We start from the raw sequence: 14,482 nt of genomic DNA, 5'->3' as shown, positions 1-14,482 counted from the left end.
CATCCAGACTCAGTCGGGCGACGATGCCGGCCACGGAAGTGGCCGGAGATGGGGGTCCCCCAGCCGCGCAGGCGGCGAGGGGGCCCGACCATCGGGGCTCAGTCGGGCTGGGGTGGGTCGGTCATGGGCGGGCCCGCGTCGTCCTCGTCGGCGGGGACGTCGACGATGGCGTCGGCATCGGGTGGCGACACGTCGCCCTCCGCGGCGTCGGCGGCCAGATCGCGCTCGGCGACCGGTTCGTCGTCGGGCGGCGATGGCGGGGCGGGGTGGGGTTTGGGACGTCTGGGTCGCCTCTTGACCCCGCCGGCCATCACCACGGTCACCCCACCAATCGTGGCGAACCAGAAGAACACGCCGACCGTCAGGGCGCCCTCGTCGACACCGACGTCGCCGAAGTTGCCCAGCTTGCCGCCGCCGCCGTAGCCGAGCAGCGCCATCACCACGGCACCCAGGGCCGCCGCGACCACCAGCTGGGCCGTCGCGGGGAGGATCGGCAGCGCCCGCCGCGCGCACTGCTGCCCCACCGCGACGCCGGACGACGCGCCGATGATCAGCAGCGCAACCCAGACCGGCCCGAGCGGTGGCGTGGGAGTGGCGGCCAGGATCGGCAACGCCGGCAGATCGCCGCCGAACACGGTGAACGAGCTGAACGTGGCGAAGCCGATATGGGCGCTGGACCCGACGGCGACCGCGGCGGCGCCGACGATGACGTTGGGCGTGTAGAGCACCGACAGCACCGTGAGGCTGAATTGGCCGAAGATCGAGTCGGTGATCCCGTAGAGCTCTTGCATCGTGCCCCAGTGCACAACCAGCGAACCCGCCGTCACCATCCCGGAGAGCCCGAGCAACGCCAACACCCCGGCGGCGGCGGCACGCACCGAATCACCCAGCCAGTCGGGCAGCGGGGAGCCGGCCAGCGCCCGTCGACCCACCCGCGACCACACCCCGATCCCGGCCCCGATGGCATGAACGACCAGCACACCGGTGAACGCTCGCAGGGCGTTGGGCGTCTGCAACTCGGTAATGACCGACGAGGCGTCATGGATCACCGCCAGGGCAACCGCGGCCATCAGCAAAGGCCCACCCAGCGCCGATGCCACCACCCACCGGATGACCAGCCACGACGAGTGCGGTGAGGTGGCCCGCGCCGTGGTCCGCGCGGTTGCCCACACCATCAATAGGACCGGCAACAGCGGCATGACCCCCAGTTCGCGGCCCCCGATGGAGATCGGGACTTGGTGCACGCCCAGCCACATGCTGGCGATGGCGCCCCACGCGCCGGTCATGTCGCTGTTGGCGATCAGCAACTGCAGCAGCGTGATCGCGGCGACGATGACCAGGGCCACCACGGCCGGAGCGAAGGCGACCCTGACGAGGTCTCGCGTCTGGCGGGCGCCCGCTGCCCTATTGTCCCCGCTCTTTGACACCCGTGTCACTCTTGGCGCACGTGCCTTTCCCGGCGCGAGGGCGCCCGGTTAGACCGGCGCCGCCCCGGGCGACGACGACTGCTGGCCCTGGGACTGTTGGCCGCCACCCTGGCTTGAGTAGTTGACCGGAGCCGAACCTGCCTGGGAACTCGTGCCCGCGCTGACCGGCGGTGGCGGGCCGAAGCTGGGAAAGCCGGTGGGCGGCGTCGATGGCCCCTGCTGCGCCGATTGCTGGGACTGCGCCGCAGGCGCAGCGCTGTACCCGCCGCCCTGGCTCGGACTGGGGGCCGGGTTGGACGTATAACCGCCGTACGGTGACCCGTATCCGGGCGCCTGCTGCGGGCTGGGCGTGGGCTGTTGTGCACCGGGCTGACCGTAATACCCGCCCGGCTGACCGCCGTACTGGCCGTACTGGCCGTACTGGCCGTATTGGCCGCCATACGGCTCGTACCTGGGCCGCGGTGCGGGCGCGGTGATCACGCCGGCCTCCAGCAGCAGCGCGGTGACCGCGGCGACCGCCTGCAGCACCACCAAAACCAGCACGATCCACAAGGCCCAACCGGCCGAATAGGCGTTCGGTTTGTTGAAAGTCGCCGAGATCAGTAGGAACACGCCTAGCAGGGCGAGCACACTGACCACCGCCACGTAGCTTTTGACTTTGGGCAGCAGACCCACCCCGGCCAGCAACCCGGCCAACAGAGCCACGTCGACGGCCAGCACGCTGTCACCGGACACCGCACCGCCGCCCCCGCCGAGTTCGGAACTGAGGGTGAACATCGGGCCGAAGCTCACCAGGTACGCGATCAGCCCGAGGGCGGCCGCCGCGATGTTCAGGTATATCGGAAGCTTGCTCTCACCGGTCTCGGCTTTGCCAAACGAGGGCGTAGAGCCTGCATAGGGGCCGGCGGGCTGCGCGGGCGGATATCCGGGGCTCCCGGGCGAGTAGGTCATGGCTCCTTGCCTCCTGTTGGTTTCGGTGCCGTCGCGGCCCCACGCCGCGGTGGCGGCGACGCGATCCGATCAACCACGCTAGCGCACGCTGCGGTGCCCGCGCCGAAGCGACCGCCGCGGCTTGCCGGTCACGGGTAGAACACGTTCTAATCCTGGGCATGGATTACGGGCTTGTGCTGTTCACCAGCGACCGTGGCATCTCCCCGACGGCAGCCGCCAAACTTGCTGACCGCCATGGATTTCGCACGTTTTACGTACCCGAACACACCCATATCCCGGTGCGGCGCGAGGCGGCCCACCCGGCGACCGGCGACGCATCGCTGCCCGACGACCGCTATGTGCGCACGCTCGACCCGTGGGTGAGCTTGGGCGCGGCGTCGGCGGTGACGTCTCGGGTCCGGCTCGCCACCGCGGTGGCGCTGCCGGTCGAGCATGATCCCATCACGCTGGCGAAAGGCATTGCCACACTGGACCATTTGTCTGGTGGTCGGGTCAGTGTCGGGGTGGGGTTCGGCTGGAACACCGACGAGCTCGCCGACCACGGGGTGCCACCCGGGCGCCGCCGCACGATGTTGCGTGAATACCTGGAAGCGATGCGCGCGCTGTGGACGCAGGAGGAGGCCGCCTACGACGGCGAGTTCGTCAAGTTCGGGCCCAGCTGGGCGTGGCCTAAGCCGATGCAAGCACACATACCGGTCCTGCTGGGCGCGGCGGGGACGGAGAAGAACTTCAGGTGGATCGCGCGCAGCGCCGACGGCTGGATCACCACGCCGCGCGACGTCGACATCGACGAGCCGGTGAGGTTGCTGCGGGACATCTGGGCGGCCGCCGGCCGCGACGGGGCCCCGCAGATCGTGGCGCTGGACGCCAAGCCGGTGCCCGAGAAACTGGCGCGCTGGGCCGAGCTTGGCGTGACGGAGGTGCTGTTCGGTCTGCCCGACCGCTCCGAAGACGAGATCGCCGGCTACGTGGAGCGCCTGGCCGCCAAGCTGGCCGGCGCGGGTTAGCGCGAGCAGACGTAACGGCCCCCGAAAACGCCGGTTTTCGGGGGCTTTTGCGTCTGCTCGGCGTGCTACAAGCCGCGCAGGATCTCCCGAGCCAGCGCCGCGGTCTCCGAGGGGGTCTTGCCGACCTTGACGCCGGCCGTCTCCAGCGCGTCCTTCTTGGCGGCCGCGGTGCCCGACGAGCCGGACACGATGGCGCCCGCGTGACCCATCGTCTTGCCTTCCGGGGCGGTGAATCCGGCGACATAGCCGACAACCGGCTTGGACACGTTGGCCTCGATGAACTCGGCCGCGCGCTCCTCGGCGTCACCACCGATCTCGCCGATCATGACGATGAGCTTGGTGTCGGGATCCTTCTCGAACGCCTCGATGGCGTCGATGTGGGTGGTGCCGATCACCGGGTCCCCGCCGATGCCGATCGAGCTGGTGAAACCGAAGTCGCGCAGTTCGAACATCATCTGGTAGGTCAGCGTGCCCGACTTGGAGACCAACCCGATCGGGCCCGGGCCGGTGATGTTGGCCGGGATTATGCCCACCAGCGACTGGCCGGGGCTGATGATGCCGGGACAGTTGGGCCCGATGATGCGGGTCTTGCCCCCCTTGTCGAGGTTGTAGGCCCAGGCGTAGGCGGTGTCTTGCACCGGGATCCCCTCGGTGATGACGACCAGCAGTGGCACCTCGGCGTCAATGGCCTCGAGGATGGCGTCCTTGGCGAACTTCGGCGGCACGAAGATGATCGACACGTCGGCACCGGTCTTCTCCATCGCCTCGGCCACGGTGGCGAACACCGGCAGCTTGATGATTCGGCCGCCCTTGTCCTCGTGCGTGACCGTGGTCCCGGCCTTACGGGCGTTGACGCCGCCGACGATCCGGGTGCCGGCCTTGAGCATCCGGGCGGTGTGCACGGTGGCCTCGCTGCCGGTGATGCCCTGGACGATGACCTTGTTGTCTTTGGTCAGGAAGATAGCCATGTGCTTTCGTGGTCCTCTCTCTAGTGGCGACCTCTAGTGGCGACCCGGCTTCGCCGCTCCTGCGATCGCCACGTCAGGCGCTCGCCAGCTCGGCCGCCTTGTCGGCGGCCGCGTCCATCGTGGGCACCAACGTCACCAGCGGGTGGTTGGCCTCGGCCAGGATGCGCCGGCCTTCTTCGACGTTGTTGCCGTCCAGCCGCACCACCAGCGGCTTGTTGGCTTCGTCGCCCAGGATCTCCAGCGCCTTGACGATCCCGGTGGCAACCGCGTCGCACGAGGTGATGCCGCCGAAGACGTTGACGAACACGCTTTTGACGTCCTCGTCGCTTAACACCACGTCCAGGCCGGCGGCCATCACCTCGGCGGACGCGCCGCCACCGATGTCCAGGAAGTTGGCCGGCTTCACGCCGCCGTGCTTCTCACCGGCATAGGCCACCACGTCCAGCGTCGACATCACCAGGCCCGCGCCGTTGCCGATGATCCCCACCTGACCGTCCAGCTTGACGTAGTTGAGGTCGTGCTCCTTGGCCTTCAGCTCCAGCGGGTCGGTGGCCGCGCGGTCCTCGAACGCGGCGTGGCCGGGGTGGCGGAAGTCGGCGTTGCCGTCGAGGGTGACCTTGCCGTCCAACGCCAGGATCCGGTCGTCGGGGGTGCGCACCAGCGGGTTGACCTCGACCAGGGTGGCGTCCTCGGCGACGAAGAGCTCCCACAGCTTGGCGATGGTGACCGCGGCGGCGTCGAGCACCTCGGCCGGCAGGTGGCCCCGCTCGGCGATGGAGCGCGCGAACGCCAGGTCGACACCCCTGACCGCGTTCACCGGCACCTTCGCAAGCCGCTCGGGTTTGGTGGCGGCCACCTCTTCGATGTCCATGCCGCCTTCCACCGAGCACATCGCCAGATAGCCGCGGTTGGCCCGGTCGAGCAGGAACGACAGGTAGTACTCCTCGGCGATGTCGCTGGCCTCGGCGACCAGCAACTTCTTGACGATGTGGCCTTTGATGTCCAGTCCGAGAATGTTCTTGGCGTGCTCGAAGGCCTCCTCGGGGGTGGCGGCGTATTTCACACCGCCCGCCTTGCCCCGCCCGCCGGTCTTGACCTGCGCCTTGACCATCACCGGGCGGCCCACCTCCGCCGCGATGGCCCGAGCGCCTTCGGCGGTGTCGGTCACCCGCCCCTGCGTGCCGGGCACGTCGTGCTGGAGGAACAATTCCTTGGCTTGATACTCGAAAAGGTCCATGGGCTCACTGTCTTCGCTCGGCTTACTGCTGGGCCTGTAGGTCGGCGGCACCGGATTCGGCAACACGCACGGTGGAACTGTATCGACACACCAAATGAACCCAGCGATCGCATGCCAACGAGCCGCGAATTGTACCGGTTAGCACCGTGATCCAGATCACATATTTGTCGGGTTTGGGCGCTGAGGTTGCCAGCCTCGGCGGTCAGCGGATACCGTCTCAGGGTCCAGATAACGGTATGGTCACGATACGAGGACATCTGAGGTTGCCCCAGCACCCGTTCGCCCGCTCTGCTGCCGCAGTAGCGGCGCACTCACCCCGGGACCGCTGGCTGCACCATCACCGCAACGAAGTCACCGAGATCATCGCGCTAGACGACTTTGGCGATCTCGACGACCTGGATTTCCTCGACGACCCCGACTTCGGCCCGGATTTCGGCGCGGACCGCATCTTCGACCACGAAGCCCGGCTGCTGAGTGCGCCCGAACTGGATGACCTGGATGACGCCGACGATCTGACCCCGCAACCGCTGGCCACCCCTGACAACGTGCAGGCCCGGGCGGTCGGCGAGCCCGACCCCGCGATCACCGCGGTGCTCCGGCGCGCCGGGCAGCACCGCAGGCAGCCAACCGGCGCCGCCAAGGGGCGACTGCTGATCTCGGCAATGGCGGCCGGCGCCGCGGCCGCGGCGGCACACACCGTGCTGCATGAGTCGGATGCCCCACCGGCCGAGACGGTGCTGACCGCCAACGCCTCGACGCTCACCGGAGGCTCGGGCGACAACGCACCGCGGGGTGTCCAGGTGGTCGCCGCCCAGCCGGCGGCCAATGTGGCGGTGCACAACGCGGAGTTCGCCCGAGCCGTGGCCTTCGCCGAGGAGCGCGCCCAGCGTGAGGCGCGGCTGCAACGGCCGCTGTACATGATGCCGACCAAAGGCATCTTCACCTCGAATTTCGGCTACCGCTGGGGTGTGTTGCATGCCGGCATCGACCTGGCCAACGCGATCGGGACCCCGATCTACGCGGTGGCCGACGGCATCGTCATCGACGCCGGCCCGACCGCCGGCTACGGCATGTGGGTCAAGCTGCTGCACGCCGACGGCACCGTCACGCTCTATGGCCACGTCAACACGACGTTGGTCAGCGTCGGCCAGCGGGTGATGGCGGGCGACCAGATAGCCACCATGGGCAACCGCGGATTCTCCACCGGCCCGCACCTGCACTTCGAGGTCCTCATGGGTGGCACCGAGCGGGTGGACCCGGTGCCGTGGCTGGCCAAGCGAGGAATCTACGTCGGCAATTACGCCGGCTGACCGGTGACCGCGCCCAACGATCCCCCCGCGCGCGAGATCCCGCCCGAGGCTGACGCCGCACCGGCGTCACCCGACGAACCACGCACCCGGATCATCCGGCGCGCGCCCACTGGACCGCTGCCCGCGATATCGACTGCGAAGACCACTCAGCCTTCCCGCCCCGAGCCCGCCACGAAGATCATCCGGCGCGCGCCTCTGGCCGGTGCGCCCACCGATCGGCCGAGCCCGGGTACGGCCGTCGCCGCCTGCGCGGTCAGCATTGTCAGCGGTTGGACCACATCGGTGGTGGCCACCGATCTGATCACCGGCTGGTGGCGCAGCGACCGGCTGTTCTGCCTCGCGGTCGGATTCCTCGCCGTCGTCTTTGGGATCGCCACCGTGTCCGGTGTGATCCTGCTGTTGCTGCATCGGCCCGTCGGGCGCTACCTCATCGCCATCGGGGCCGCGGTCGCGGTGCTGACCTACGGCGGCGTATTTATCGCGGGCGCTCGCGTGGCGTGGATCGTGCACACGCTTCCGGTGCTGCCGATAGCCAGCGTGCTGCTGGCGCTGCATCCGCACACCAAGCGCTGGCTGCACGAGTAGCTGGCCTCACCGAACGTGTTCTCACGGCGAGAAATTCGCCATATTTCCGCCGTGAGAACACGCTCGGCGAACCTGCTACAGCTTGGTGACCGGAGCGTGGTTGTGCATCAGCTTCACCCGCCCCGAGCTGCCGAAGTCGATCAGCGACATCGCCGATTCGCCGACCCCGGAAACTTCTTCGACGCGGCCCAGGCCGTACTTGTCGTGCGTGACCCGGTCGCCGGGCTGCAAGACCAGCAGCGGGCGCTTGCTCGGGCCCGACCGGGTCGGCGCTGAGCGCGAGGCACCAAAGCGTCCGGTTACCGGCGCGCTGAACGACGGCGTGGGCGCGGTGCGCCGCCAATCGATCAGCTGCTGCGGGATCTCGCGCAGGAACCGCGACTCCGGATTGAGCATCGGCTGCCCCCAAGACGAACGGACGATCGCCCGGCTCACATACAGCCGGTGCCGGGCCCGGGTGATGCCGACGTAGGCCAGCCGCCGTTCCTCGGACAGTTCCTTGGGATCGCCCAGCGCCCGCATGTGCGGGAACATCCCGTCCTCCCAGCCGGTCACGAAGACCACCGGGAACTCCAACCCCTTGGCGGTGTGCAAGGTCATCAACGTGACCACGCCGGCACCGTGCTCGGGGAGTTCGTCGGCGTCGGAGATCAGCGACACCCGCTCCAGAAACGCCGCCAGCACACCGGTGTCCGGCACATCTTCCTCATCCGGCGCGAGCGCGGCGGCTTCGCTGGCATGAAGGGCCTGGTCGATGCTGAATTCGTGTGCGACGCTGACGAGTTCGTTAAGGTTGTCCAGCCGGGCCAGCTCCTGCGGGTCGGTGGACGATTCCAGCTCCCGGCGATAGCCGCTGCGTTCCAGCACCGCCTCGACCAGCTCTCCGAGGTCGTCATCGAGGCGGCCGCGCAGCTCGTCGAGCAACTCAAGGAAGCCCGCGATGGCTTTCTCCGCGCGGGAATTGAGCATTGGCACCTTGCCATCGGCGGCGGCGCCGAGTGCGTCGACGAAGCTGGCGCCGGTGTTCTCGGCGTATACCGCCACACACGCCTCGGCTCGATCGCCGATGCCGCGGCGCGGCGTGTTGAGGATGCGCCGCAGGCTGACCGCGTCGCCCGGGTTGTCCAGCACACGCAGGTAGGCGATGATGTCGCGGATCTCCTTGCGCTCGTAAAAGCGCACTCCCCCAACGACTTTGTACGGAATCCCGGCCCGGACGAACACCTCTTCCAAAGACCGTGACGAGTTGTTGGTACGGTAGAAGACGGCCACGTCGTGGTAGGTGATCTCGCCGCGCGCGGCCAGCGCGTCGATCTCCTCGGCCACGAACCTGGCCTCGTCGTGCTCGTTGTCGGCGACATAGCCGACGATCAGCTCCCCGGCGCCGGCGTCGGTCCACAGCCGTTTTTCGCGGCGCCCGGAGTTACGGGCGATCACCGAGTTGGCCGCCGACAAGATGTTCTGTGTGGAGCGGTAATTCTGTTCCAGCAGAATCGTTGTGGCGTCGGGGTAGTCACGCTCGAAGTCTTCGATGTTGCGGATGGTGGCGCCCCGGAACGCATAGATCGCCTGGTCGGCATCGCCGACGACACACAACTCGGCGGGCGGGACGCCGTCGTCGCTGCCGCGTCCCACCAACTCGCGGACCAGCACGTATTGAGCGTGGTTGGTGTCCTGGTATTCGTCGACCAGCACATGCCGGAACCGCCGCCGGTAGTACTGGGCGATCTGCGGGAAGTTCTGCAGCACCGCCACCGTCTCCCCGATCAGGTCGTCGAAGTCCAGCGCGTTGGCCGCCCGTAGGCGCCGCTGGTATTCGCCATACACCGACGCCACGGTGCGCGCCAGGTCATCGGAGTCATCGGTGAGGTCGGCCGCCGCCTTGTGCGGGTCCTTCAACTCGTTCTTCAGGTTGGAGATGGCGTGGGCCAACAGCCGCGGCGAGTACCGCTTGACGTCCAGGCCCATATCCCGGCCGATCATCTGCAGCAGCCGCCGCGAATCGTCGGCGTCATAGATGGAAAAGTTGGAGTTGAGACCCTCAATCAACGACGCCTGATTGCGCAGGATGCGCACACAGCTGGAGTGAAACGTCGACACCCACATGTACCGGGCCCGGTCGCCGACCAGCCGCACCACCCGCTCGCGCATCTCCGCGGCGGCCTTGTTGGTGAAGGTGATGGCCAGAATCTGACCGACCCCCACACCGCGCGCCGCGATCAGGTACGCGATCCGCCGGGTCAACACCGCGGTCTTGCCCGAGCCGGCGCCCGCGACGATCAACAGCGGAGAACCCTCATGCACCACCGCCTGGCGCTGTTGCGGGTTAAGGCCGGCCAGCAGTCGATCCGCCTCGGGCGTTGCGTCGGTCGCGTGCACACACATGTCGGTCCAAACTTACCGCCGCCCGGCGACGACGCCTGAAACCACCGGTGTGCGCGGCCGCATTGCGGTAAGTTCCGCCGAGAACGGCTACGGCACGCACCGAGGCGGTGATGAGTGAAAACACACAGGATCTCGCACTGGCGCCGGCTGATAGTCATTGTGCTGGCGGTTGTTGGCGGGCTGGCGGGCAGCGCGGCAACCGCGTCGGCGTGGTCACGACCGGACTTGCCGATCGAGTACCCGATGGTGCCGTCGCCGTCGATGGGCCGTGACATCAAGATCGAGTTCCAAGGCGGCGGTCGGCACGCGGTGTATTTGCTCGACGGCCTGTTCGCCGGGGACGACTACAACGGCTGGGACATCTACACCCCGGCGTTCGAGTGGTTCGAGCGGTCGGGGCTGTCGGTCGTCATGCCCGTCGGTGGCAGGGCAAGCTTCTACACCGACTGGTACCAGCCCGCAGCCGGCAACGGCGGGGTGTGGACCTACAAGTGGGAAACCTTCCTGACCCAGGAGCTGCCCGCTTGGCTGTCGGCGAACAAGGACGTCAGCGCCAAAGGCAATGCCGCGGTGGGTCTGTCAATGGCGGGATCGTCGTCGCTGATCCTGGCGGCCGACCATCCGCAGAACTTCAGCTACGCCGGATCAATGTCGGGCTTCCTCAACCTGTCCGACGGCAAATGGCCCTCCCTGGTCGGTGTCGCGATGATGGGAGCCGGCGGCTTTCACTCCGACGCCATGTGGGGCCCGGCAACCGATCCGGCGTGGGCCCGCAACGATCCGACGGTCAACGTCGGCAAGCTGGTCGCCAACAACACCCGCGTCTGGGTGTATTGCGGCAACGGCGCGCCCTCGGAGCTGGGCGGCGACCGGCCGACCGCCAGGTTCCTGGAGAACTACACCCGGGAGAGCAACCTGGTGTTTCAGGACACCTACCTCGCCGCCGGTGGGCACAACGGCGTGTTCCATTTCCCGGATTACGGCACCCACAGTTGGGAATATTGGGGGGCGCAGTTGCAGGCCATGAAGCCCGACCTGCAGCAGGTGTTGGGCGCCGGCTAGCTCGGTCGCCGGCGACACCGGACGCCCACCGGTCTTCGGGTTGGCTTGCTGGACAACGCAACCGGCAGCACAGCGCGGACAACGGTGCAGCCTGGGCGGCGACCCGGACCGGTTGGGTGTCCACGGCCGACCGCACACCGCGCCCATTCCTGGGCACGTTTTGCGCGATATTTTTGCGCGGGCGCGGGCGTTGGTGGCACACTCGTCTCGTGCTCAACGCGCGGCTTCGATTTTTCTACGGGTACCCCCGAGCGGTGCCCGTGGTCTAGCTGCATTCGCCGAGCCCCGTGGTCCGCTTCCGGATTCGGGGCTCGTCTCTTGTGTGAGGCCTGATACCGGATGAGACCAGAACCCCCACATCACGAGAATGCGGAGTTAGCAGAGATGAACACCGAGACGATCGATATCCAACAGCTGCCCAGCATCGACGAGCTGCGCGAAGAGATCGACCGGTTGGACACCGAGATCCTGGCGGCGGTCAAACGTCGCGCCGAGGTGTCGCGAACGATCGGCAGGGTCCGGATGGCCACCGGCGGTACCCGGCTGGTACACAACCGCGAGATGAAGGTCATCGAACGCTACAGCGAGCTCGGGCCCGACGGTAAGGACCTGGCCATGCTGCTGTTGCGGTTGGGCAGGGGACGACTCGGCCACTAATCGGTTACTACCGTCGTTACCTTCCGCGGATCTCCTCGCTGCCGGGGTACATTGCGCGAGAAATGGGTACGGCAATGGCGGCTGGTGTTTCGCCGTGGCGCCGGCTGATGGTGCTGTCAGCCGCAGCGTTATTGGTCCTGGCGGCCGGGCTGTCCGCGGGCTCGGCAACCTCGTCCGCGTGGTCGCGGCGTGACCTGCCGATCGAATATCTGATGGTCCCGTCGCCGTCGATGCACCGCCAGATCAAGGTGGAGTTTCAAGGTGGCGGCCCGCACGCGGTGTATCTGCTCGACGGCATGCTCGCCCGAGACGATTACAACGGCTGGGACATCCACCTGCCGGTCTTCGAATGGTTCGACCAGTCCGGCCTGTCGCTGGTCCTGCCGACGGGGGGAACGGCCAGCTTCTACTGCGACTGGTACCGGCCGGCGGCCGGCAACGGCGGGGTGTGGACGTACAAGTGGGAAACCTTTTTGACCCAGGAGCTGCCGCAGTGGCTGGCGGCCAACAAGGGGATCAGCCCGACGGGCAACGCGGTGGTGGGCGCGTCGATGTCCGGATCGGCGGCCTTGATCCTGGCGGCCAATCATCCGCGGGACTTCGGTTACGCGGCCTCGATGTCGGGCTTCCTCAACCTGTCCGCCGGACAATGGCCGTCTTTGGTCAGCGCCGCGCAGCTGGGTGCCGGTGGCTTTCACTCCGACGCCATGTGGGGCTCGGCCACCGACCCGGCCTGGGCGGCGCATGATCCGACGGTCAATGCGGCCAAGCTCGTCGCCAACAACACCCGCATCTGGGTGTACACCGGCAACGGCGGGCAATCGGATCTAGCCGGTGGCAACAAGCTGGATGCCAGCCTGCTGGAAAGCGCGACACGGTTGAGCAACAAGGTGTTTCAAAGCAGGTACAAAGCCGCCGGCGGGCACAACGGGGTGTTCAACTTCCCCGATAACGGCACCCACACCTGGTCGTACTGGGGCGCGCAACTGCGGGCCATGCTGCCCGATCTGCGGCGTGTGGTCGGCGCCGGTTAGGGTGCCGTTAGCCATCCTTGCGCCGAGCCTGTGGTTACCGCGGGAAAGTTCGAGTGGCGAGCACGATAACTACAGGCTCGGCGCAGCCGGCCTGGCTCGCACTCCCGCAAGCCCGAAGCGACGGCACTAGGGTCGAGCCATGACCTCCGTTCGAATCCCAGACATCACCACCACCCCGGCCTGGGAGGCCTTGCGCAGGCATCATGAGCAGATCGCGGGAACCCACCTTCGTCAGTTCTTCGCCGACGATCCCGACCGCGGCCGCGAGCTCACGGTGACGGTCGGCGATCTGTATATCGACTACAGCAAGCACCGCATCACCCGCGAGACGATCACGCTGCTCACCGACCTGGCCCGGGCGGCCAACCTGGAGGAACGGCGTGACCAGATGTTCACCGGTGTGCACATCAACACCTCGGAGGATCGCGCGGTGCTGCACACCGCGCTGCGGCTGCCCCGAGACTCCGAGCTCGTCGTCGACGGCCAAGACGTCGTCAAGGATGTGCATGCCGTGCTCGACGCGATGGGCGACTTCACCGACCGGCTGCGCAGCGGCGAGTGGGCCGGCGCCACCGGGAAGCGGATCAGCACCGTCGTCAACATCGGCATCGGGGGATCGGACCTGGGCCCGGTGATGGTGTACCAGGCCTTGCGGCACTATGCCGACGCCGGAATTTCGGCCCGCTTCGTCTCCAACGTCGATCCCGCCGATCTCGTCGCGACCTTGGCCGACTTAGACCCTGCCACAACACTGTTCATCGTCGCTTCGAAAACCTTCTCCACGTTGGAGACGCTGACCAACGCGACCGCCGCGCGTCGTTGGCTGACCGACGCGCTCGGCGACGCCGCGGTGTCCAGGCATTTCGTCGCGGTCTCCACCAACAGGCGCCTGGTCGACGATTTCGGCATCAACACCGACAACATGTTTGGGTTCTGGGATTGGGTCGGCGGGCGATACTCGGTCGATTCGGCGATCGGGTTGTCGTTGATGGCGGTGATCGGCCGAGAAGCCTTCGCCGATTTCCTGTCCGGTTTCCACATCGTCGACGAGCACTTCAAGACCGCTCCGCTGGAATCCAACGCGCCTGTGCTGCTTGGCCTGATCGGTTTGTGGTACTCCAACTTCTTCGGAGCGCAATCACGCGCGGTGTTGCCGTATTCCAATGACTTGTCGCGTTTTCCGGCCTACCTGCAGCAGCTGACCATGGAATCCAACGGCAAGTCCACCCGGGCCGACGGCACCGCGGTGGCCACCGATACCGGTGAGATCTTTTGGGGTGAACCGGGAACCAACGGCCAACACGCCTTCTATCAGTTGCTGCACCAGGGCACCCGGCTGGTGCCGGCCGATTTCATCGGCTTCAGTCAGCCCGTCGACGACCTGCCCACCGCCGAGGGCACCGGCAGCATGCACGACCTGTTGATGAGCAACTTCTTCGCCCAGACCGAGGTGTTGGCGTTCGGCAAGACCGCCGACGAGATCGCCGCCGAGGGCACTCCTGCCGACGTGGTGCCGCACAAGGTGATGCCCGGCAACCGACCGTCGACCTCGATCCTGGCCAGCCGGCTCACGCCGTCGGTGCTCGGGCAGTTGATCGCGCTCTACGAGCACCAGGTGTTCACCGAGGGTGTGGTCTGGGGTATCGACTCGTTCGACCAATGGGGAGTGGAGCTGGGCAAGACGCAGGCCAAGGCGCTGCTTCCGGTGATCACCGGCCCCGGCTCGCCCCCGCCGCAGTCGGACAGCTCGACCGACGCGCTGGTCCGTCGCTACCGCACCGAACGTGGCCGCGCCGGCTAGGTTGGCCGAGCAGACGCAAAAGCCCCCATTTCGGGCCCGAAATGGGGGCTTTTGCGTC

At 67.4% G+C, this 14,482-nt stretch carries 12 protein-coding genes; 7 read left to right on the top strand and 5 right to left on the bottom strand.

Translation table 11 applies throughout. The features are described from left to right. Positions 1-98 precede the first annotated feature (98 nt). Together G6N20_RS00705 and G6N20_RS00700 are read right to left on the bottom strand one after the other, a co-directional pair. Positions 99-1,436 (bottom strand): cell division protein PerM, encoded by a 1,338-nt coding sequence (locus G6N20_RS00705; RefSeq protein WP_163662679.1) that lies wholly within the window; start codon positions 1,434-1,436, stop codon positions 99-101. Between the two features lie 39 nt (positions 1,437-1,475). Beyond that, positions 1,476-2,378 carry a DUF5336 domain-containing protein gene (locus tag G6N20_RS00700; protein ID WP_083050284.1) on the bottom strand — a complete coding sequence of 301 codons (903 nt, stop codon included), beginning with the start codon at positions 2,376-2,378 and terminating at the stop codon, positions 1,476-1,478. Between the two features lie 158 nt (positions 2,379-2,536). Between G6N20_RS00700 and G6N20_RS00695 the strand changes: the two genes are divergently transcribed. Next, on the top strand, positions 2,537-3,385 hold the full coding sequence (locus tag G6N20_RS00695) for an LLM class F420-dependent oxidoreductase (protein WP_083050286.1): 849 nt from the start codon (positions 2,537-2,539) through the stop codon (positions 3,383-3,385). A 65-nt stretch (positions 3,386-3,450) separates the two neighbouring features. Here the strand turns inward: G6N20_RS00695 and sucD are convergent, their stop codons facing one another. Both sucD and sucC read right to left on the bottom strand, forming a co-directional pair. Further along, positions 3,451-4,353 (bottom strand): succinate--CoA ligase subunit alpha, encoded by a 903-nt coding sequence (gene sucD, locus G6N20_RS00690; RefSeq protein ID WP_083050288.1) that lies wholly within the window; start codon positions 4,351-4,353, stop codon positions 3,451-3,453. A 73-nt stretch (positions 4,354-4,426) separates the two neighbouring features. Further along, entirely contained in the window at positions 4,427-5,590 is a 1,164-nt protein-coding gene (gene sucC / locus G6N20_RS00685; protein WP_083050325.1) for an ADP-forming succinate--CoA ligase subunit beta, read from the bottom strand. 263 nt (positions 5,591-5,853) lie between these two features. On the opposite strand from sucC, the gene G6N20_RS00680 reads away from it, so the two are divergent. Next, entirely contained in the window at positions 5,854-6,900 is a 1,047-nt protein-coding gene (locus G6N20_RS00680) for a M23 family metallopeptidase (RefSeq protein WP_232065400.1), read from the top strand. A gap of 3 nt (positions 6,901-6,903) precedes the next feature. Continuing rightward, positions 6,904-7,485 carry a hypothetical protein gene (locus tag G6N20_RS00675; protein WP_169715465.1) on the top strand — a complete coding sequence of 194 codons (582 nt, stop codon included), beginning with the start codon at positions 6,904-6,906 and terminating at the stop codon, positions 7,483-7,485. A 75-nt stretch (positions 7,486-7,560) separates the two neighbouring features. On the opposite strand, the gene pcrA is transcribed toward G6N20_RS00675, so the two are convergent. Further along, positions 7,561-9,870 (bottom strand): DNA helicase PcrA, encoded by a 2,310-nt coding sequence (gene pcrA / locus G6N20_RS00670; protein ID WP_083050294.1) that lies wholly within the window; start codon positions 9,868-9,870, stop codon positions 7,561-7,563. Between the two features lie 114 nt (positions 9,871-9,984). On the opposite strand from pcrA, the gene G6N20_RS00665 reads away from it, so the two are divergent. The 4 genes from G6N20_RS00665 (at position 9,985) to pgi (ending at position 14,424) form a co-directional block, all read left to right on the top strand. Next, positions 9,985-10,932, top strand: coding sequence for an esterase family protein (locus G6N20_RS00665; RefSeq protein ID WP_163662676.1), 948 nt, complete (start codon positions 9,985-9,987; stop codon positions 10,930-10,932). Positions 10,933-11,271: 339 nt separating this feature from the next. After that, positions 11,272-11,589: a chorismate mutase gene (locus tag G6N20_RS00660; RefSeq protein ID WP_083050297.1), complete on the top strand. Its 318-nt coding sequence runs from the start codon at positions 11,272-11,274 to the stop codon at positions 11,587-11,589. Between the two features lie 62 nt (positions 11,590-11,651). Beyond that, on the top strand, positions 11,652-12,623 hold the full coding sequence (locus tag G6N20_RS00655) for an esterase family protein (RefSeq protein ID WP_083050299.1): 972 nt from the start codon (positions 11,652-11,654) through the stop codon (positions 12,621-12,623). Positions 12,624-12,762: 139 nt separating this feature from the next. Then, entirely contained in the window at positions 12,763-14,424 is a 1,662-nt protein-coding gene (pgi, locus tag G6N20_RS00650) for a glucose-6-phosphate isomerase (RefSeq protein ID WP_083050301.1), read from the top strand. Positions 14,425-14,482: the final 58 nt, after the last annotated feature.

Origin of the sequence: Mycobacterium shinjukuense, from assembly GCF_010730055.1 — a bacterium.
In the GTDB taxonomy this organism is placed as follows: Bacteria; Actinomycetota; Actinomycetes; order Mycobacteriales; family Mycobacteriaceae; genus Mycobacterium; species Mycobacterium shinjukuense.
Note: the sequence above shows the minus strand (reverse complement) of the source record. Positions and strands in the feature narration are given on the sequence as shown.

What these genes read in the sequence shown, in the direction of transcription:
- pgi (WP_083050301.1), top strand. Translation starts at nt 12,763, where the DNA reads ATGACCTCCGTTCGAATCCCAGACATCACCACCACCCCGGCCTGGGAG.
- sucD (WP_083050288.1), bottom strand. Translation starts at nt 4,353, where the DNA reads ATGGCTATCTTCCTGACCAAAGACAACAAGGTCATCGTCCAGGGCATC.
- pcrA (WP_083050294.1), bottom strand. Translation starts at nt 9,870, where the DNA reads ATGTGTGTGCACGCGACCGACGCAACGCCCGAGGCGGATCGACTGCTG.
- G6N20_RS00660 (WP_083050297.1), top strand. Translation starts at nt 11,272, where the DNA reads ATGAGACCAGAACCCCCACATCACGAGAATGCGGAGTTAGCAGAGATG.
- G6N20_RS00700 (WP_083050284.1), bottom strand. Translation starts at nt 2,378, where the DNA reads ATGACCTACTCGCCCGGGAGCCCCGGATATCCGCCCGCGCAGCCCGCC.
- sucC (WP_083050325.1), bottom strand. Translation starts at nt 5,590, where the DNA reads ATGGACCTTTTCGAGTATCAAGCCAAGGAATTGTTCCTCCAGCACGAC.
- G6N20_RS00655 (WP_083050299.1), top strand. Translation starts at nt 11,652, where the DNA reads ATGGGTACGGCAATGGCGGCTGGTGTTTCGCCGTGGCGCCGGCTGATG.
- G6N20_RS00695 (WP_083050286.1), top strand. Translation starts at nt 2,537, where the DNA reads ATGGATTACGGGCTTGTGCTGTTCACCAGCGACCGTGGCATCTCCCCG.